Origin of the sequence: Pseudonocardia sp. HH130630-07 (genome assembly GCF_001698125.1) — a bacterium.
Classification (GTDB): Bacteria; Actinomycetota; Actinomycetes; order Mycobacteriales; family Pseudonocardiaceae; genus Pseudonocardia.
The window spans coordinates 3,408,983-3,427,997 of sequence record NZ_CP013854.1; the positions used below are offsets into that span (position 1 = coordinate 3,408,983).

The 19,015-nt window shown below is 74.1% G+C and carries 12 protein-coding genes; 6 read left to right on the plus strand and 6 right to left on the minus strand.

Features of this window, described 5'->3' with window-relative positions; genetic code table 11:
• Position 1: 1 nt before the first annotated feature.
• Both katG and AFB00_RS16585 read right to left on the minus strand, forming a co-directional pair.
• Positions 2-2,248, minus strand: a complete 2,247-nt coding sequence (katG, locus tag AFB00_RS16580; RefSeq protein WP_068797993.1) for a catalase/peroxidase HPI — start codon at positions 2,246-2,248, stop codon at positions 2-4.
• Entirely contained in the window at positions 2,241-2,693 is a 453-nt protein-coding gene (locus AFB00_RS16585; RefSeq protein ID WP_068797994.1) for a Fur family transcriptional regulator, read from the minus strand. Before AFB00_RS16585 ends, katG begins: the two co-directional genes overlap by 8 nt.
• 179 nt (positions 2,694-2,872) lie before the next feature.
• On the opposite strand from AFB00_RS16585, the gene AFB00_RS16590 reads away from it, so the two are divergent.
• The 3 genes from AFB00_RS16590 to AFB00_RS16600 all read left to right on the plus strand — a co-directional run bounded on the left by AFB00_RS16590 (position 2,873) and on the right by AFB00_RS16600 (position 8,600).
• Complete coding sequence (locus AFB00_RS16590) at positions 2,873-3,805, plus strand: ATP-binding cassette domain-containing protein (RefSeq protein ID WP_083275572.1); 933 nt, start codon at positions 2,873-2,875, stop codon at positions 3,803-3,805.
• On the plus strand, positions 3,802-4,653 hold the full coding sequence (locus AFB00_RS16595) for a hypothetical protein (RefSeq protein ID WP_068797995.1): 852 nt from the start codon (positions 3,802-3,804) through the stop codon (positions 4,651-4,653). The genes AFB00_RS16590 and AFB00_RS16595 overlap by 4 nt, the downstream gene beginning before the upstream one ends.
• A 125-nt stretch (positions 4,654-4,778) precedes the next feature.
• A complete protein-coding gene (locus tag AFB00_RS16600; protein ID WP_156819842.1) occupies positions 4,779-8,600 on the plus strand; it encodes an ABC transporter ATP-binding protein in 3,822 nt (1,273 codons plus the stop codon).
• A gap of 81 nt (positions 8,601-8,681) precedes the next feature.
• On the opposite strand, the gene AFB00_RS16605 is transcribed toward AFB00_RS16600, so the two are convergent.
• The gene (locus AFB00_RS16605) at positions 8,682-10,178 is read right to left on the minus strand and encodes a GAF domain-containing protein (protein WP_068797997.1); all 1,497 of its coding nucleotides are present in this window, start codon (positions 10,176-10,178) and stop codon (positions 8,682-8,684) included.
• Between the two features lie 281 nt (positions 10,179-10,459).
• Here AFB00_RS16605 and AFB00_RS16610 point away from each other — a divergent pair, with 281 nt between their 5' ends.
• On the plus strand, positions 10,460-11,191 hold the full coding sequence (locus AFB00_RS16610; RefSeq protein WP_083275573.1) for a LuxR C-terminal-related transcriptional regulator: 732 nt from the start codon (positions 10,460-10,462) through the stop codon (positions 11,189-11,191).
• Positions 11,192-11,698: 507 nt separating this feature from the next.
• Positions 11,699-13,813 (plus strand): PhoX family protein, encoded by a 2,115-nt coding sequence (locus AFB00_RS16615; RefSeq protein ID WP_068797998.1) that lies wholly within the window; start codon positions 11,699-11,701, stop codon positions 13,811-13,813.
• A 42-nt stretch (positions 13,814-13,855) separates the two neighbouring features.
• Here AFB00_RS16615 and AFB00_RS16620 read toward each other — a convergent pair whose 3' ends face one another.
• Positions 13,856-14,620, minus strand: a complete 765-nt coding sequence (locus AFB00_RS16620) for a hypothetical protein (protein WP_156819569.1) — start codon at positions 14,618-14,620, stop codon at positions 13,856-13,858.
• A gap of 378 nt (positions 14,621-14,998) precedes the next feature.
• On the opposite strand from AFB00_RS16620, the gene AFB00_RS16625 reads away from it, so the two are divergent.
• On the plus strand, positions 14,999-16,267 hold the full coding sequence (locus AFB00_RS16625; protein ID WP_068800381.1) for an MFS transporter: 1,269 nt from the start codon (positions 14,999-15,001) through the stop codon (positions 16,265-16,267).
• Positions 16,268-16,303: 36 nt separating this feature from the next.
• Here the strand turns inward: AFB00_RS16625 and AFB00_RS16630 are convergent, their stop codons facing one another.
• Together AFB00_RS16630 and AFB00_RS16635 are read right to left on the minus strand one after the other, a co-directional pair.
• Positions 16,304-16,585 (minus strand): hypothetical protein, encoded by a 282-nt coding sequence (locus AFB00_RS16630; RefSeq protein WP_068798000.1) that lies wholly within the window; start codon positions 16,583-16,585, stop codon positions 16,304-16,306.
• Positions 16,586-16,948: 363 nt separating this feature from the next.
• Positions 16,949-19,003, minus strand: coding sequence for an NAD(+) synthase (locus tag AFB00_RS16635; protein WP_231973957.1), 2,055 nt, complete (start codon positions 19,001-19,003; stop codon positions 16,949-16,951).
• Positions 19,004-19,015 lie beyond the last annotated feature (12 nt).

The following is a 19,015-nucleotide window of genomic DNA, read 5'->3' on the forward strand; positions in this document are numbered from 1 at the left end:
ATCAGACGTCGTACCGGTCGGCCATCATGACCTTGTCCCAGGCGGCGACGAAGTCCTGCACGAACTTCTCGCCCGCGTCGTCGCTGGCGTAGACCTCGGCCACCGCGCGCAGCTCGGAGTTCGAGCCGAACACGAGGTCGGCGCGGGTCCCGGTCCACTTCTGCGCCCCGGAGGCGTCGACCGCGGTGAAGGCGTTGTCGTCGCCGGACACCGCGTGCCACTCGACGCCGGCCGAGAGCAGGGTGGTGAAGAAGTCGTTGCTCAGCGTGCCCGGCCGCTCGGTGAGGACGCCGGCGGTGGCACCACCGGTGTTCGCACCCAGCACCCGCAGGCCGCCGACCAGCACGGTCAGCTCCGGCGCGGTCAGGCCGAGCAGGTTCGCGCGGTCCACGAGCTGGTACTCCGCCGGGAGGCGGTTCTCCTTGCCCAGGACGTTGCGGAACCCGTCGGTCGCCGGCTCCAGGTAGGAGAACGACTCGACGTCGGTCTGCTCCTGGGTGGCGTCGGTGCGGCCCGGGACGAACGGCACGGTGACGTCGTGCCCGGCGTCCTTCGCGGCCTTCTCGACGCCCGCGGCGCCGGCGAGGACGACCAGGTCGGCGAAGGAGATCTTCTTCCCCCCGGTCAGCGAGCCGTTGACCTGCGCCTGCAGCGACTCCAGCTTCGAGACGACCGTGGTCAGCTGCGCCGGGTCGTTGACCTCCCAGCTGCGCTGCGGCTCCAGGCGGATGCGGCCGCCGTTGGCGCCGCCCCGCTTGTCGGAGTTGCGGAACGACGAGGCCGCGGCCCACGCCGTCGACACCAGCTCGGACACCGACAGCCCGGAGTCGAGCACGGTCGCCTTGATCGAGGCGACGTCGTCGGCCGAGACGAGCTCGTGGTCCACGGCCGGGACCGGGTCCTGCCAGAGCAGCTCCTCGGACGGGACCAGCGCGCCGACGTAGCGCTCCCGCGGGCCCATGTCACGGTGGGTCAGCTTGTACCAGGCGCGGGCGAAGACGTCCTCGAACTCCTGCGGGTCGTCCCGGAACCGCAGCGAGATCTGCTCGTAGATCGGGTCGAACCGCAGGGCCAGGTCGGTGGTGAGCATCGTCGGCTTGCGCGCCGGGAAGCCCTCCTCCGGGTCCGGGATGATCGCCTCGGCGTCCTTCGCGACGTACTGCTTCGCGCCGGCCGGCGAGGTCTCCAGCTCCCACTCGTAGCGGAACAGGAAGTCGAAGAAGTCGTGGCTCCACCGGTTCGGGGTGCGGGTCCAGACGACCTCGAGCCCGGAGGTGATCGCGTCGCGGCCCTTGCCGGAGCCGAAGTTCTGCTTCCAGCCCAGGCCCTGCTCGGTGATGTCGGCGCCCTCGGGCTCCGGGCCGACGTTGCCGTTCTCGTCGGGGTTCGCGGCACCGTGGGTCTTGCCGAGGGTGTGCCCGCCGGCGATCAGCGCGACGGTCTCCTCGTCGTTCATCGCCATCCGGCCGAACGTCTCGCGGATGTCGCGCGCGGCGGCGACCGGGTCGGCGCTGGCGTCCGGGCCCTCCGGGTTGACGTAGATCAGACCCATGTGCGCGGCGCCCAGCGGCTTCTCCAGCTCGCGGTGCGCGAGATCGGTGCTGCCGCCGTAGCGCGCCTCGTTGCCCAGCCAGGTGGTCTCGGCACCCCAGTAGACGTCCTCGTCGGGCTCCCACACGTCGGCGCGGCCGCCGGCGAAGCCGAAGGTGGTGAAACCGGAGACCTCCAGGGCCCGGTTGCCCGCGAAGATCAGCAGGTCGGCCCAGGAGACCGAGCGGCCGTACTTCTGCTTGACCGGCCAGAGCAGGCGGCGGGCCTTGTCCAGGTTGCCGTTGTCCGGCCAGCTGTTCAGCGGGGCGAAGCGCTGCATGCCGGCACCGGCGCCGCCGCGGCCGTCGAAGGTCCGGTAGGTGCCCGCGGAGTGCCAGGCCATCCGGATGAACAGGCCGGCGTAGCTGCCGTGGTCGGCCGGCCACCAGTCCTGCGAGGTGGTGATGACCGCGTCGACGTCGCGGGCCAGCTCACCGAGGTCGACGGCGGCGAACGCGGCGGCGTAGTCGAACTCGCCGTGGAACGGGTCGGCGGCGACCTGGTGCTTGCGGAGGATCTTCAGGTTGAGCTGGTTCGGCCACCAGTCGATGTTGCCGCCGCCCTCGGTCGGGTGCGGCATCCCGCCGTGCGCGACCGGGCAGCCGCCGTCCTCCTCCCGGTTCATCTGGCTCTCGACGGTGGGGTGCTCGTCAGACACTCCGAACTCCTTCTGGTTCTGTGGTGGTGGTCGAACAGTCGGGGCACCGTCCCCAGTAGACGACCTCGGCCTCGTCGATGACGAAGCCGCTGTCGTCGGACGCGGTGAGGCAGGGCGCGGCGCCGACGGCGCAGTCGACGTCGGCGATGGCCCCGCAGGACCGGCAGACGACGTGATGGTGGTTGTCGCCCACCCGCGCCTCGTACCGGGCGACCGAACCCGTCGGCTGGATGCGCCGTACGAGCCGGGCCCCGGTCAGTGCCTTCAGGACGTCGTAGACGGCCTGGTGGGACACCTCGCCGATGTCCTCCCGCACGACCCGGATGATCGAGTCCGTGTCCGCGTGCTGGTGGGAGTGCACGGCGTGCAGCACGGCCAGGCGAGGGCGGGTCACGCGCAGCGCTGCCCCGCGCAACATGCCCTCGTAGTCCGAAGCGGTCGACACGACGACGAGCCTGCCGTCGTTTCTGGAACGAGTCAAGTTTCGGCGTGTCTCATTTCCGGACACCCGGTCCTGCGGTGTCCCGGTCGGGGCACCGGCCGCCCGGTCGGCCAGGATGGTGGCGCACTCGGTACCCGCGGGAGCACCCGGGTACCGGCACACGAGACGGGCGGGAGATCCACGTGCACGACGCGGGACCCGGGCGGATCGTGGTCGACGGGCTCGGCAAGGACTTCGGGCGGGTCGAGGCGGTGCGGGACCTGTCGTTCACCGTCGAGCCGGGCTCGGTGACCGGGTTCCTGGGCCCGAACGGCTCGGGCAAGACGACGACGCTGCGGATGATCCTCGGGCTCGTCGTCCCGAGTGCCGGCCGGGCGCTGGTCGACGGTGTCCCGTTCGCCGCGCTGGAGTCGCCGGGCCGGGTGGTCGGTGCCGTCCTCGAGGTGCAGGGGGTGCACCCGAAGCGGACCGCGCGCGCCCACCTGCGGGCCGCCGCCGCGGCCGTCGGGGTGCCGGACGCCCGGGTCGAGGAGGTGCTGGCCCTGGTCGGCCTGGCCGCGGCCGCGGACCGCGCGGCCGGTGGCTTCTCGCTCGGGATGAACCAGCGGCTCGCGCTGGCCGCCGCCCTGCTGGGGGACCCGCGGATCCTGGTGCTCGACGAGCCGGGCAACGGGCTGGACCCCGACGGGATCGCCTGGCTGCGGGCCTTCCTGCAGGCCTTCGCCGCGTCCGGGCGCAGCGTCCTGGTCTCCTCCCACCAGCTCGCCGAGATGGAGCTGACGGCGCAGCGGCTGGTGGTCATCGACCACGGCCGGTGCCGGTTCGACGGCGCGGTGTCCGAGCTGCGGGCGGGCCACGGCGCGCGGGTGCTGGTGCGGTCCGCGGCCCCGGAACGGCTGGCGCAGGCACTGGTCGCGCACGGGCTGCCCGAGGTCGACAAGGTCGACGGGCCGGCCGGCGCCGGGGACGGCTGGCTGGCCGTCGCCGGCGCGGACGCGGTCCGGGTCGGGGACGTGGCGCTCGCCGCGGGCGTCGCGGTGCACGGGATGACCGAGGAGCGGATCGGCCTGGAGCAGATGTTCCGGCAGCTGCTCGCGGAGGGGGACCCCGGATGAGGCTCGGCAGCCCGCACCGCTGGCTGGCGGTGCTGCACGGCGAGGCCCGGCGGACGACGTCGACCCGGCTCTGGTGGCTGCTGCTGCTCCCGGTGCTGCTGCTGGCACTGGCGATGAGCCTGTTCGGCGGCCTGATGACGCTGTTCGCGCCGGCCGCGAGCGACACCTCGGCGATCCTCGTGCTGACCGGCCTCGCGTCGGTGCTGAGCATGACCGCGGTGGTGGGCGCGGCGTTCGGGGCCCTGCTCGCCGCCGGGGAGTACCGGCACCGGACGATCACGCTCGCCTTCCTCACCGGCTCCCGGCTCCAGGTGCTGGCGGCGAAGGCGGTGGTCGCCGCCGTCGTCGCCGGGGGGTACGGGCTGGTCGTCGCGGTGCTGGGACCGCTGCTGGGCGGGGCGGTACTGGGCGGGCAGGACCTCCCGTCCTGGGGCGAGGTGCTGGTGCTGGGCGCGGTCGGGGTGCTGGTCTGCGCGCTGTGGGGGGTGCTCGGGGTCGCGCTCGGCACGCTGGTGCCCAACCAGCCCGGGGCGGTCGCGCTCGCCGTGGGCTGGCTGATGGTCGGCGAGAACCTGCTGGCCGCCGCGTTGCAGGCCGGTGACTCCGCGGCCGGTGAGCCGTCGGTGTTCGCCCGGCTCACCGCGTTCCTGCCGGGCAACGCGGGTGATGTCGCGCTCTACGAGGTGCCGGTGGGCGCGGTCGGTGCGGGCGGCAGCTCGGTGCTGGAGTTCCTCGCCGGGGTGAGCGCCCCGCCGCCCGGCTGGGTCGCGGTCCTGGTCCTCGCCGCGTGGACGGCGGCCGCGGTGGCGGTCGCCGCGGTCGTCGGCGGCCGCCGCGACATCACCTGACGCGCGTCCCTGTCGGGGGTCGGGCATAGCCTGGCGAGGTGCCCCGCTCCCGAACCGCCGATCCCGGCTGGATCCGCCGTCTCACCCGTGCCTGCCTGCGGCACCGCCGCGTCACGATCGGCGCCATGGTCGCCTCGATGGCCGGGGTCGGGCTGGAGGCGGTCGGCCCCCTGCTGATCCGCTCCGGGGTGAACGGCGTGGTCGGCGGTGATCCCGGCATCCTGCTGCCGATGGTGCTCGGCCTGCTGGTGCTCGGCGTGGTCAAGTTCGCCGGTGCGTTCGTCCGCCGCTACCTGGGCGGCAAGATGGCGCTCAACGTGCAGCACGACCTGCGGCGGGCGCTGTTCGCCGCGGTCCAGCGGATGGACGGGGTGCGCCAGGACCGGCTGCGGACCGGGCAGGTCGCCTCCCGGTCGATCTCGGACCTGCAGCTCGTCCAGGGCTTCCTGTCGATGGTGCCGCTCTCGGCGGGCACGGTGGTGCTCGTCGTCGTCGCGGTGTCGGCGATGCTGTGGCTCTCCCCGGCGCTCACCGTGGTCGCGCTCGTCATGCTCCCGCTGGCCTTCCTCGCCACCAACCGGATCCGGCACCGGCTCTTCCCCGCGACCTGGTCCGCGCAGCAGCGGGCCGCGGAGATCGCCCAGCAGGTCGAGGAGACCGTCACCGGGGTGCGGGTGGTCAAGGGCTTCGGGCAGGAGGCCCGGGAGACCGCCGGGCTGGAGCGGCGCGCGCACCGGCTCTACGGCGAGCGGCTGCGTGCGGCCTGGCTGACGGCGCGGCTGAACCCGGCGCTGCTGGCGCTGCCCGGCCTCGGGCAGGTCGCCGTGATCGGCGTCGGCGGGTACATGGCCGCGCAGGGCACCATCGACCTGGGCACCTTCCTCGCGTTCACCACCTACGTCGGGATGCTCGTGGGGCCGGCCCGGCTGATCGGCGCGCTGGTCGTGACCGGGCAGCTGACCAGGGCGGCCGCCGAGCGGGTGTACGAGATCGTCGACGCGGAGCCGGGCATCACCGACCCGGAGCGGCCGCGGGAGCTGCCCGACGGGCCGCTGGCGGTGGAGCTCGACCGGGTCCGGTTCGGCTACGAGCCGGCCGGGTCCGGCCCGGACGGGCACGCCGCGCCCGATCCGGTGCTCGACGGGCTGTCGGTGCGGGTCGAGCCGGGGGAGACGCTGGCGCTGGTCGGCCCGCCGGGTTCGGGCAAGTCGACGGTGGCGTTGCTGCTGCCACGGTTCTACGACCCCCAGGAGGGGAGCCTCCGCCTCGGCGGCGTCGACCTGCGCGACCTGCGACTGCACGACCTGCGGGCCGAGCTGGGCGTCGTGTTCGAGGAGGCGTTCCTGTTCTCGGACTCGGTGCGCAACAACATGGCCTACGGCCGTCCGGACGCGAGCGACGAGGAGATCCACGCCGCCGCGGAGGCCGCCCAGGTCGCCGGGTTCGTCGAGGAGCTGGCCGACGGCTACGACACCGAGATCGGCGAACGCGGGCTGACCCTGTCCGGTGGCCAGCGGCAGCGGATCGCGCTGGCCCGCGCCGTGCTCACCCGGCCGCGGATCCTGGTGCTCGACGACGCGACGTCCGCCGTCGACACGGCCACCGAGGCCGCGATCCACGCGACCCTGCACGAGCTGACCGCCGATCGGACCACGCTGCTCGTCGCGCACCGCCGGTCCACGCTGGCGCTGGCCGACCGGATCGCGGTGCTCGACCGGGGCCGGGTGGTCGACATCGGCACCGAGGACGAGCTGCGCGGGCGGTGCGCACTGTTCCGCGACCTGCTGGCGACCGGCCCGGCGGACGAGCTCGGCACCCCGGCCGGCCGGACCGTCGCGGCCGACGGGACCGCCGCGACCGCCGTGACCGGCGCCGTTGCGGCCGACGGTGCCGCGGCCGACGGCGCTGCACACGGTGCCGCGGCCGACGGCGCGACGAACGGTTCCGCCGTCGACGGTGCCGTGAGCGACGGTCCGGGACACACCCCCGAGCTGTGGCCCGACGTCGAGCACGCGGAGGACCCGGACCGCGCACTCTCCCGGGACGGCGGAGGTGGGGGCGCCGGCTGGGTCGGCGGGATCAGCGCGACCCCGGAGCTGCTCGAGTCGGTGGCGAAGCTGCCACCGGCGACCGAGTCGCCGCGGCTGCGCGGCGAGAACGACCCGACCGCGCCGGACCCGCAGTTCCGGCTGGCGTCGCTGCTGCGCCCGGTGCGCGGGCTGCTGATGCTGGGCATCGTGCTGATGGCCGCCGACGCGCTGGCCACCCTGGCGCTGCCGAGCCTGGCCCGGGTCGCGGTCGACTCCGGCATCGTCGGGGCGTCGACCGACGTGCTGCTCTACGCCGCACTCGGCGGGCTGGTGATCGTGGCGCTCGGTGCGGTGGTCGTGGGGTTCCAGACCGTGGTGACCGCCCGGGCCGGGGAGAGCCTGCTCTACCTGCTGCGGCTGCGCAGCTACGCCCACCTGCAGCGGCTCGGGCTCGACTACTACGAACGCGAGCTGTCCGGCCGGATCATGACCCGGATGACCACCGACGTGGACGCGCTGTCCACGTTCCTGCAGACCGGGCTGGCCCAGGCCGTGGTCAGCGTCCTGACCATCGGCGGCGTCGCGGTGGCCCTGATCGCGACCGACGCGCAGCTCGCGCTGGTCGCGCTCGGGTGGCTGCTGCCGCTGCTGGCGCTCGGCACGGTGGTGTTCCGCCGCTTCTCCTCGCGGGCCTACGAGGAGGCGCGCGAGCGGGTGAGCGTGGTGAACGCGGACCTGCAGGAGAACGTCACCGGGGTCCGGATCGCGCAGGCCTACGTCCGCGAGGAGCTCAGCTACGACCGGTTCGGGGAGCGGTCGGACGCCTACCGGCGTTCGCGGCTGCGGGCGCAGCGCTACATCGCCGTGTACTTCCCGTTCGTCGCCCTGCCGTCCGACGTCGCCGCGGCGGTCGTCCTCGGCGTCGGCGGTTCGATGATCGTCACCGGTGGGATCACCCCGGGTGTGCTCACCGCGTTCCTGCTGTACCTGACGCTGTTCTTCGGCCCGGTGCAGCAGCTGTCCCAGGTGTTCGACGGCTACCAGCAGGCCCGGGTCGGCCTGCGCCGGATCTCCGACCTGCTGCGCACGCCGACCTCGGTCCCGGACCGGCCGCTCGCGACGGCCGGCTCGGTCACGGTGCCGCAACGGCTGCGCGGCGAGGTTGAGCTGGACCACGTGACCTTCCGCTACGCCGGGGTCGAGAACCCGGCGCTGGAGGACGTGTCGCTGCGGGTCCCGCCGGGCGAGACGGTCGCGCTGGTCGGCGCGACGGGGGCCGGCAAGTCCACGCTGATCAAGCTCCTGGCCCGGTTCTACGACGCCGGGGAGGGCGAGGTCCGGGTGGACGGCGTCGACGTCCGGCGCTATCCGCTGGCCGCGTACCGGTCCCGGCTCGGTGTGGTGCCGCAGGAGGCGCACCTGTTCACCCGGGGCGTGGCGTCGAACATCGCCTACGGCCGTCCGGACGCGTCGCGCGAGCGGATCGAGTCGGCGGCCCGGGCGGTCGGTGCGCTCGACCTGGTGCGCTCGCTGCGGTACGGCTTCCGGACGCCGGTCGGCGAGCGGGGGCAGGGACTGTCCGCGGGGCAGCGCCAGCTCGTCGCGCTGGCCAGGGCCGAGCTCGTCGACCCGGACGTGCTGATCTTCGACGAGGCGACCGCGGCGCTGGACCCGGCGACGGAGGCCACGGTGCTCGCCGCGGGCGAGCGGGTGTCGTCGCGGCGCACCTCGTTCGTCGTCGCCCACCGGTTGCAGACGGCCCGCCGGTCGGACCGGATCGTCGTGCTGGCCGGGGGCCGGATCGTGGAGGAGGGCCCGCACGACGAGCTGGTCCGGGCCGGCGGCCGCTACGCCGCGCTGTGGCGGGCGGGTGAGCTGGAGCCGGAGCCGGACAGCCCGCTGGCCGCGCGGACCTGAGCCGGGGCCGGCGGGCCGCGACCGGGGCCACGGGCGTGGCCGGCCCCGGCGGCGGGCCCTCTCGTCCGGGCCGGCCCGCGCTCAGGCGAGCAGGCGCTCCAGCCGGGCCGCGACGGCGGCCCGGCGCGGGTCCTCGCGGCCGAGCCGCGCCAGCAGCCGCTCGTGGGTCTCGATGTCCTCCTCACCGAGCGGGTGCCCGGTGAAGCGGTGCAGCAGCTCGATGTCGTCGGCGGCCAGGATCGCGTGCCGCAGCCCGGCGATCAGCTCGTCGCGCAGCTCGCGGACCGCGGGGGCGTCCGAGCGGGGCAGCAGCTCGCCGTGGCAGGCGTCGAGCGCGTCGACGGTGCGCCCCTCGCGCAGCGCCGTACGGATCCGGAGGAAGTCGGCGTCCGGCTCGGTGGCCAGCCGGTACGGGCGGGTCGGCAGCAGGTCGGCGCCGAGCGAGGCACGGAGCCGGTGGATCTCGCCGCGGACGGTCGTCGGGTTGCCGTCGTCGCCGTAGAGCATCAACGTCAGCTGCTCCCCGGACAGGCCGTCCGGGTGCAGGGCCAGCGCGGTGAGGATCTCGGCCGGGCGCAGGGTCGCGGGCATCTCCTCGCCGTCCACGGTGATCCGCGGCCCGGAGCCACCGGTGAACCGCAGCGCCAGCGACGCCGGGGTGCTGCGGGTGACCGTGCGCCCACGGCGCCGCGACGGCGGGACCAGCAGGTAGCCCTCCGACAGCGGCTCGACCGACATCTCCCGCCCGTCGCCGAGCCGGACGCGGTCGGTGCCCTGTTCGAGCCGGACCCGCTCCGGGAACCGGCCGTAGGGCTCGCTGGCGATCACCCGTCCGCTCGGGGACAGCAGCGCCCCCTCGGTCCCGCGCAGCGCGGCCAGGTGCGGCATGTTCTTGACCCGCAGCCGCTCGTCGGCGATCGCGACCCGGACCCGCAGCTGGTTCTCCGCCAGGTGCGCGGTCGCGGTCACCAGCTGGACCAGCGCCGGGTGCACGGTGTGCAGCGGGCCCGAGATGTCGATGGCGCCGATGGTGTCGCCGGTGTCCGGGTCGTGCACGGGCGCGGCCACGCAGGTCCAGTCGTGGTAGGTGCGGACGAGGTGCTCCGCCGAGTGGATCCGGACCGGCTGGTCGAGCGCGAGCGCGGTGCCCATGGCGTTGGTACCGATCGCGTCCTCGGTCCAGCGGGTGCCCTCGACGAGGCCGACGTCGTCGGCGGAGTGCAGCAGGCCGTGCGCGCCGTCGCGCCAGAGCACGTGCCCGTCGGCGTCGGTGACGAGCATGACGTGCATCGCCTCGTCGGCGATGCTCACCAGCGTCGTGCGCAGCAACGGCAGGACCGAGTGCAGCGGATGGTTCTCGCGGACCTCGCGCAGCTCGTCGGCCCGGTAGACGAGCGGGGGCAGCCGGCTCTCCGGGTCCACCCTGGCGGCGAGGCTGCGCTGCCAGGAGTCGGAGACCACCGACCGCGGCGAGCCGGTCGCGCCGCCGGTCCCGAGGTCGTCGTCGTAGATGCGGCGCAGCCGGTGCGCGTCCTCGACGAGATCGTCGACCGGTGCGTGGCCGTCCGCATCGAGCATCTCGCCTCCCGTTGCCGCCGGGGCGCGCCGGCGCCCTCGCCACTCGCGGTACTCCGCTCCGTCGCGGGTCCGCCACCCACCGTTCCCAGTCCGGGATCGCGAGCATACCCGCCGATCGGGGACCCGCACCCCTGTCGGCCGGGCCGCCGGGGGCGTGCCCGCACCCCGGACACCGTCGGCCGCGGACGGGTCGCGCGCAACGTGCGGGCAACGTCGCGCTGCCTACGGTTGCCGCGGTCGCCATCGCAGGCGGCCCGCGACGACGTATCCGGAGGACAGCGATGACGCTCGAAGCCGTTCGTCAGGCCACCGATCTGCCGGGCCGCGGCGACGGCCCGGACGTGGTCCGCCGGGCGGCGCGGGTACTGGTCGTGGACTCCGAGCCGGTCGTCCGGCACGGGCTGCGGGCGCTGCTCACGGCGGAGCCGGACCTGGTCGCCTCCGGTGAGGCGGCCTCCCCGCGCGACGCGCTGATCGCGGCCGAGCGCGCCCGCCCCGACGCGATCGTCGTCGACATCGAGTTCGGCCGGGACCAGCGTCCCGGGCTGGATCTCGTCCGCGCCCTGCTCGAACGCTGCCGGGGCGCGAAGATCCTGGTGCTGACCGGGTGCGTCGACCGCGAGACGATGATGCGCACCGTCCGGACGGGTGTGCACGGCTACCTCCGCAAGGGTGCCGAGACCGCGGAGATCGTGCGCGCGCTGCGTGCGGTGCTGCGGGGCGAGGGTGTCTTCGACCCGGGCAGCGCGGCGGCGGGCCCGCTGCAGGTGCTGCGCGAGCCGGACCCCGCTCCCGCGGCCGGTGCCGACCTCTGCCGGACCTCGCTGCTCACCGACCGCGAGAACCAGGTGCTGCGGCTGCTGGCCGTGGGGATGAGCAACCGCGAGATCGGGGCCCGGCTGCGGATCTCCGAGGCCACGGTGAAGTTCCACGTCCGGAACCTGCGCGACAAGCTGGAGGTGCGGCGGCGCACCGAGATCGTCTACACCGCGGCGCGCCAGGGCATCGTCTGACGCGGGTGCCGGGCCCGGCGGTCCCTCCCGGCGTGCCCTGGCCCGGTGCCCCCGTTCCAGCCTGTCGATCCGGTGCCCGCCCCTGATCCGTCGCGCACCCTCCGTACGCCGATACCCGATCGGTCCGATACCCGCGCCGAGATGCACATCAGCGGGGTTCCCGGGCCTCGATGGCCCCATGACGTGCATCTCGGCACGGACGGCCGAGTTCGGACCAGGGCGAGGACGGTCCCCGGTCGGCTTCGGCAGGGGTGGCGCGTCGCAGAACCGGCGCGAACGACCCGGCCCGACTGGCCCGGTCCGGCGAGGGCACGCGGCACATGACCCGCCGCAGCCGCGCACGGACACGATCGGGACCAGGTGCCCCCGGACGGAGCAGTGCGTGGCCGAGACCACGCCGGGCGGCGCGGTCGTTCATCCGGTGGCCATCTGGCTCTCACCCGTACGGAGGACGTGGGTGCTGGGATGCGGTGGAGCCATCCCACCACGAACACCAGGAGAACGACCGTGGCCGACTGCTGCCCCGGCGACGCCCCCGCGGCCGGCGCCCTCCGCACGCTCCCCCTCCTCGACCGCCTCCGTCCCGGCCGGCAGGGGCTGACCTGCCGGTACAAGTGCGGCGACGCGTGCTCGAAGCCGGAGCCGAACACGTCGTCGAACGGGTATTTCGGTGACGTCCTGCAGACCGTGCTGGACCGCCGCGGGATGCTCCGCGCCGGTGCGGTCGTCGGTCTGACCGCCGGTGCGGGGGTGGCGCTCTCGGGCACCGCCGCGGCCGGTGCCCCCGGTCCGGCCGCCCCCGTGCACCCGCTGGGCGCCGCGGCCGGCCAGGGTGAGCCGCCGCGCGGCCTGCGCTTCGAGACCGTCGCGCCGAACCTCGACGACACCGTCCGGGTGCCGAAGGACTACGCGAGCAACGTCGTCGTCCGCTGGGGGGACCCGATCTTCCCGGACGCCCCGGAGTTCGACTTCGAGAACCAGACGGCCGCGGCCCAGGCTCGCCAGTTCGGCTACAACAACGACTTCTGCGGCATCCTGCCGATCGACGGCGACGGCCACCGCTACGTCATGTACTCCAACCACGAGTACACGCTCGAGCCGCTGATGTTCCGCGGCTACGACGCCGACAACCCCACCGACGAGCAGATCCGGATCGGCATCGCCGCGCACGGCGGGGGGATCGTCGAGGTCACCCGGGAGGCGCGCAGCGGGGAGCTGCACCACGACCGGGCCGGGAAGCTGAACCGGCGGATCACCGCCGACACCGAGATGGTGCTCGACGGCCCCGCCGCCGGCGTCGAGGCGCTGCGCACGAAGGCCGACCCGACCGGGCGCGCCGTGCGCGGCATGATCGGCAACTGCGCCGGTGGCACCACACCGTGGGGCACGTTCCTGTCCGGCGAGGAGAACTTCAACGGCTACTTCGCCTCCGGGCCGGTGACCGACCCGCGGCTGGAGCGCTACGGCTTCGAGGAGGGCCCGTCGGAGCGGCGGTGGGAGCGTCTCGACCCGCGCTGGGACCTCGCCCAGGAGCCGAACGAGGCGAACCGGTTCGGCTACATCGTCGAGATCGACCCGCACGACCCGGCGTCGAAGCCGGTCAAGCACACCGCGCTGGGCCGGTTCAAGCACGAGGGCGCGACGGTCGCGCTGACCGCCGACGACCGCCCGGTCGTCTACATGGGCGACGACGAGCGCTTCGACTACGTCTACAAGTTCGTGTCCGACACGCCGATGCGCACGGGCAACAGCCGGGAGGCGCGCGAGCACAACGCGACCCTGCTGGCGTCGGGCACCCTCTACGTCGCCGTGTTCACCGGCAACAGCCCGGCCGCGGAGATCACCGGCAACGGCACCCTGCCCGCCGACGGCCGGTTCGACGGCGGCGGGGAGTGGAAGCCGCTCGCGTCCACCACGACGTCGTTCGTGCCGGGGATGAGCGTCGCGGACGTCTTCGTGTTCACCCGGCTCGCCGCGGACAAGGTCGGCGCCACCAAGATGGACCGGCCCGAGGACGTCGAGCCGAACCCGCGGACCGGGCGCGTCTACATCGCCTGCACGAACAACTCCGACCGCGGCAAGGCGGGCGAGGCCGGTGCCGACGAGCCGAACCCGCGGGTGGACAACCAGCACGGCCACGTCATCGAGCTGACCGAGGCGTCCGACGACGCGGCGGCGACCCGGTTCGGCTGGAACATCCTGCTGGTCTGCGGCACGCCGGACGACCCGTCGACGTACTTCGGCGGGTTCGACAAGTCCCAGGTCAGCCCGATCACCTCGCCGGACAACGTCGCCTTCGACGGGCACGGCAACCTGTGGGTGTCCACCGACTCCACGCAGGCACTGGAGATCAACGACGGGCTCTACGGCGTCGTCCTGGAGGGTCCCCAGCGTGGCTCGACCCGGCTGTTCGCGAGCGTGCCGGTCGGGTCCGAGTGCTGCGGCCCGGTCGTCACCGAGACGTTCGTGCTGATCTCCGTGCAGCACCCGGGTGACGTCGACGACGCGTCGCCGGAGGCCCCGGCGTCGCACTGGCCGGACGGTGGCGCGGCCCAGCCGCGGCCCGCGGTCGTGGCGATCCGGCACCTGCGCGACGGGCGCCCGGCCGCGATCGGTCTCTGACCGGCGCCGGGTGGGCGGGGCCGGCGGCCCCGCCCACCCGGGTCAGGAACAGCGCCCCAGGTCCGGGTCGCCGGTCCCGGCGCTCTTCTCGAACGAGATGTGCACGTGGTCGTTGTGGTTGGCGGTGTCGCCGCCCCGGTCGGACATCTCGGTCCAGCCGGAGCCGTGGCTCATCGCCTGCTCCCAGATCACGTACTTCACGCCCAGCTCCTCGGCGTTGGCGAGCGCGCACTCGGCGATCCGGTCGCCGCGCTCGCCGCGGACCATGAGGTCCAGCGCGTGCCCGGTGGGGTGGTCGGAGGCGTTCGCGCGCTGCGAGACGCCGATCAGCTCGGGCTCGCCGTAGGCGCAGCCGAGGAACTCCGCCGCCTCGGCGACCCAGTCCTGCACCGCGCCGAGGTCGTCGACGTCGATCCCGCAGTCCCCGGTACCGCCGAGCCGGGCGCGGTCGGCGGCCTCCCCGGCGATCCGCTCGCCCTCCTCGGCCGCCGCCCGGCCGGCGTCGGCCGCCGCGTCGAGCAGCCCGGCGTCGCGCACGATCTCCGCACCGACGACCGGGGCCGAGCGCGGCCCGGGCCCGCCGGTGCCGGTGTCGCTGTCGCCGGAGTCGTCGCCCGAGCCGGCCGGGGGGTCGGTCACGCTCTCCGCGGCCAGCCGCAGGTCGGCCTCCGCCGGGCCCGGGACGATGCCGGCGACCGGCGTGACGACGGCGAGCGTGCCGCTCGCGACGGCGGCGGCGGTGGCCACGTGACGCAGCCCGGGACGGATGTCGGCGGCCTGCGCCCGTCGGTGGCGGTGTCGGGACACCACGGTTCTCCTCCGGCACGGGGCCGGGCGGGCTGCGGGGAGCGTGGGATCGGGGGAATCCCGGCCCGTCGGGGTACCGGTCCGTGCTGTCGGCGGCGACGCTAGCGAACCGTGCCGGAATGTCCGCTTCGGTAGGCCGTTCGGCCGGACGACCGTTCGCCGGTGTGCGGCGAATGGTCGAATCACACGTCCGGTTGCCGGAGCGCCTTTACCCGACCGGACGTTCGGTGCACAGTGTCCGCGAGCCGGCGCGACGGAGCCCCGGCCGAGGGGGGAACGGGCATGGGCGACCAGCACACCACCGGCCGCGGCGAGGCCGGTGCCGCACCCGCGTCCGGGGCCACCATCGCCGACACCACCGGGTCCGCGCCGGTGCAGATGCGCCGGGTCGCGGTCACGAGCGCGATCGGGACGACGATCGAGTGGTACGACTTCTTCATCTACTCCACGGCGGCGGCGCTGGTGTTCAACAGCCAGTTCTTCTCCACGCTGTCCCCCGCGTCCGGCACCCTCGCCGCGTTCGCCACCCTCGGCGTGGGGCTGATCGCCCGGCCGCTGGGCGGCGTCGTCTGGGGGCACTTCGGTGACCGGCTCGGGCGCAAGCGGATGCTGGTCGCGTCGCTGCTGCTGATGGGGGTCGCGACCGTCGGGGTGGGCCTGCTCCCGACGTTCGCACAGATCGGGGTCGCGGCGCCGATCCTGCTGGTGCTGCTGCGGCTGCTGCAGGGGCTGTCCGCGGGCGGCGAGTGGGGCGGCGCGGCGCTGATGTCGGTCGAGCACGCCCCGCCGCAGCGGCGCGGCCGGTTCGGCTCGTTCCCGCAGATCGGCGTCCCGGCCGGGCTGATCCTGGCCCAGCTGGTGTTCCTCGCCGTCTCCAACGCGACCACGCCCGAGCAGTTCGCCGCGTGGGGCTGGCGGATCCCGTTCCTGCTGTCGCTCGTGCTGGTCGTCGTCGGCATGGTGATCCGGCTCAGGGTCGAGGAGAGCCCGGTGTTCGCGACGCTGCGGGCGAACCGCTCGCGCAGCCGGGCACCGATCGTGGAGGTGTTCGCCCACCGGCGCCGCGAGCTGGTGCTGGCGTCGCTGAGCTTCGTCGCGAACACGGCGATCGGCTACGTGTTCCTGGCCTACCTGCTGTCCTACGGGACCCGGGTGCTCGGGGTGGAGCGCAACACGATGATCGCGGTCGTGGTCATCGGCTCGCTGAGCTGGCTGGTGAGCATCGTGCTGGCCGCGATCTGGTCGGACCGGATCGGGCGCAAGCCGGTCTACCTCGTCGGCTCGGTGCTGCTCGTCCTCTGGCCGGTGCCGTTCTTCGCGATCCTGGACACGGCCGGGTTCGCCGCGATGTCCCTCGCCGTCGTCGTGCTGACGGTGGGGCTGGGCCTGTCCTACGGTCCGCAGGCGGCGCTGTTCGCGGAGATGTTCGAGGCGCGGTACCGCTACAGCGGCGCGTCGTTCTGCTACGCGGTCGGGGCGGTCGTCGGCGGCGGGTTCGCGCCGTTGATCGCGGAGGCCCTGCAGCAGGCGTACGGGTCGTCGCTGGCGGTCGCGCTCTACATGGTCGCGGTCGCGGTGATCTCGCTGGTGGCGGTCGTGCTCATCCGCGAGACACACCGGCCGGGAGTACCTGCGCGCCTGTCCTGATCGGTGGCGGGCCGGTGCGGTGGCCCCGGGCGGGGCTCAGGGGGAGCGGTGCCGGCCGTCCCGGTCCGCCCGCGGGCCGGACCCCAGGTCGCGCGCCCGCCGGCGCCCGGCCACGGTCCCCGTGGCCTCGGCCGGTGCGGCGGACCCGTTCATGGAACGGGCCTGTTCGGCCAGCTCCCGGGTGACGCACGGCCACGTCGCACTGATCCCGCTCGCGTCCCGGCACTCCCGGCAGTACCCCTGGTCGTCCGGGGTGTGTTCCGACAGGGTCCGTTCGAGCAGATCGGGCATCTCGGACAGGATGTTCGCGAGTGCCAAGACTCACCTCCAGGTCGATTGCCGGGGACAGTAGTAGTCCCGATCACCCGCTCGGACCAGGGGCGGAGACCGCCGGACGGCCCTTCCGGTCTGCGCCGGAAGGGCTTTGCCCGTCCATTGTGGAGACGTCTCCGCCGCAGGTCGGAAGATCGTGTCGGGCCGTCCCCGGTCGCGCGTCCGGAACGTCGCCGGGGCCGGCCCGCGGCGGTCGCCGGCCGATCCACGCAGCACGTCCGATTCCACGCCGCTCGGTGAAACGTCGTGATGATCGGTGAGCGGTGCCGAAATCGCGGTGACATGCACCACTGTTGCGTCAGGTGGAGTGTGCGACTCACCGTGCCGGGAGGGTGACGGTGGGTGCCGTCAGTGTTCCGGCACCTCGTTCTCGATCTCGGCCAGCCACAGCGCGGCCGAGAGGTCCGACGGTGCCCGCCAGTCCCCGCGCGGCGACAGCGCACCACCGGCGGACACCTTCGGCCCGTTCGGCATCGCCGAGCGCTTGAACTGTGCGAACGCGAAGAAGCGCTTCGCGAACACCTGCAGCCAGTGCCGGATCTCGGCGGCGTCGTAGGACGGGCGGTCGTCGGCGGGGAACCCGGGCGGCCACTGCCCGGCGTCGGGATCGGACCACGCGTGTCCGGCGAGGAACGCGATCCGGGACGGCCGGAACCCGTGGCGCAGGGTGTACCAGAGCGTGAAGTCCTGGAGCGCGTACGGGCCGACGGTGGCCTGGCTGGACTGGACCTCGGCCCCGGAGCCGGCCGGCACCAGCTCCGGGGTGATCTCGGTGTCCAGCACCGACTGCAGGACGGCGCTGACGTCGTCGTCGAACCGGCGCGAGGAGATCACCCAGCGCAGCAGGTGCTGCATCAGGGTCTTCGGGACCCCGCCGTTGACGTTGTAGTGCGACATCTGGTCGCCGACGCCGTAGGTCGACCAGCCCAGCGCCAGCTCGGACAGGTCCCCGGTGCCGAGCACGATCCCGCCGCGCTGGTTGGCGAGCCGGAACAGGTAGTCGGTCCGCAGCCCGGCCTGGACGTTCTCGAAGGTCACGTCGTAGACCGGCTCACCCCGGCCGAACGGGTGCCCGATCCCGCTGAGCATGGTGCGGGCGGTGCCGGTGATGTCGAGCGTCTCGAACGTGACACCGAGCGCCCCGGAGAGCGCGACGGCGTTGCCGCGGGTGTGGTCCGACGTCGCGAACCCGGGCATCGTGAACGCCAGGATGTCGCTGCGCGGCCGGCCGAGGCGGTCCATCGCGCGGGCGGCGACGATCAGCGCGTGCGTCGAGTCCAGGCCGCCGGACACCCCGATCACGACCTTCGGCTGCCCGATCGCCCGCAACCGCTGCTCCAGGCCGGACACCTGGATCGAGTACGCCTCGTAGCAGTCCTGCTCCAGGCGTGCCGGGTCGGCGGGGACGAACGGGAAGCGCTCCACGGTGCGCCGCAGGCCGATGTCGTGCCCCGGCGGGTCCAGCCGGAACGGGACCGTCCGGAACGACCCGGTGCGGGCGGCGTGGGTGCGGCGGTTGTCGTCGAAGGTGCCCTGACGGCGCCGCTCCGCGGCGATGAGGTCGAGATCGAGGTCGGCCACCGCGGTGCGCGGGCCCTGCGGGAACCGCTCCGACCCGGCGAGCTGCTCGCCCGCCTCGTAGATCATGGTCTGGCCGTCCCACGAGACGTCGGTGGTGGACTCGCCCTCGCCCGCGGCGGCGTAGACGTACCCGGCGATGCAGCGGGCGGAGGCCGAGCGGCACAGCAGCGCCCGGTGCTCGGCCCGGCCGACGGTGATCGGGGAGCCGGACAGGTTGGCCAGCACCGTCGCGCCGGCCAGCGCGGCCTCGGCGGACGGCGGGACCGGGACCCACAGGTCCTCGCAGATCTCGGCGTGCAGCACGAGGCCGGGCAGGTCCTCGGCGGCGAACAGCAGGTCGGTGCCGAACGGGAGCTCGTGCCCGCCGATGCGGATCGTGGCGTCCCGGACGTCGTCGCCCGCGGCGACCTGGCGGCGCTCGTAGAACTCGCGGTAGGTCGGGAGGTAGGACTTCGGGGCGACGCCGAGGATCCGGCCGCGGTGGATCACCACCGCGGTGTTGTAGAGCCGGTGCCGGTACCGCAGCGGGGCCCCGACGACGAGCACCGGCAGCAGGTCCCCGGTCGCGGCGGCGAGCGCGAGCAGCTCCCGCTCGACGGCCTCGAGCAGCGTGTCCTGCAGCAGGACGTCCTCGATCGAGTACCCGGACAGCGTCAGCTCCGGGAACACGACCAGCCCGACGCCGTCGGCGTCGCACCCGCGCGCGACCTCCAGCACGGCGGCCGCGTTCGCCGCCGGCTCGGCCATCGTCGTGTGCAGGGTCGCGGCGGCGACCCGGACGAAGTTCTGGCGATAGACGGAACGGAAGTCCACACCGGTCATTGTGCCCGGTGG

Bases quoted from the DNA above. Each gene is read 5' to 3' on its own strand.
- AFB00_RS16635 (WP_231973957.1), bottom strand. From the start codon at position 19,003: ATGACCGGTGTGGACTTCCGTTCCGTCTATCGCCAGAACTTCGTCCGG.
- AFB00_RS16600 (WP_156819842.1), top strand. From the start codon at position 4,779: ATGGTCGCCTCGATGGCCGGGGTCGGGCTGGAGGCGGTCGGCCCCCTG.
- AFB00_RS16595 (WP_068797995.1), top strand. From the start codon at position 3,802: ATGAGGCTCGGCAGCCCGCACCGCTGGCTGGCGGTGCTGCACGGCGAG.
- AFB00_RS16610 (WP_083275573.1), top strand. From the start codon at position 10,460: ATGACGCTCGAAGCCGTTCGTCAGGCCACCGATCTGCCGGGCCGCGGC.
- AFB00_RS16605 (WP_068797997.1), bottom strand. From the start codon at position 10,178: ATGCTCGATGCGGACGGCCACGCACCGGTCGACGATCTCGTCGAGGAC.
- AFB00_RS16625 (WP_068800381.1), top strand. From the start codon at position 14,999: ATGCGCCGGGTCGCGGTCACGAGCGCGATCGGGACGACGATCGAGTGG.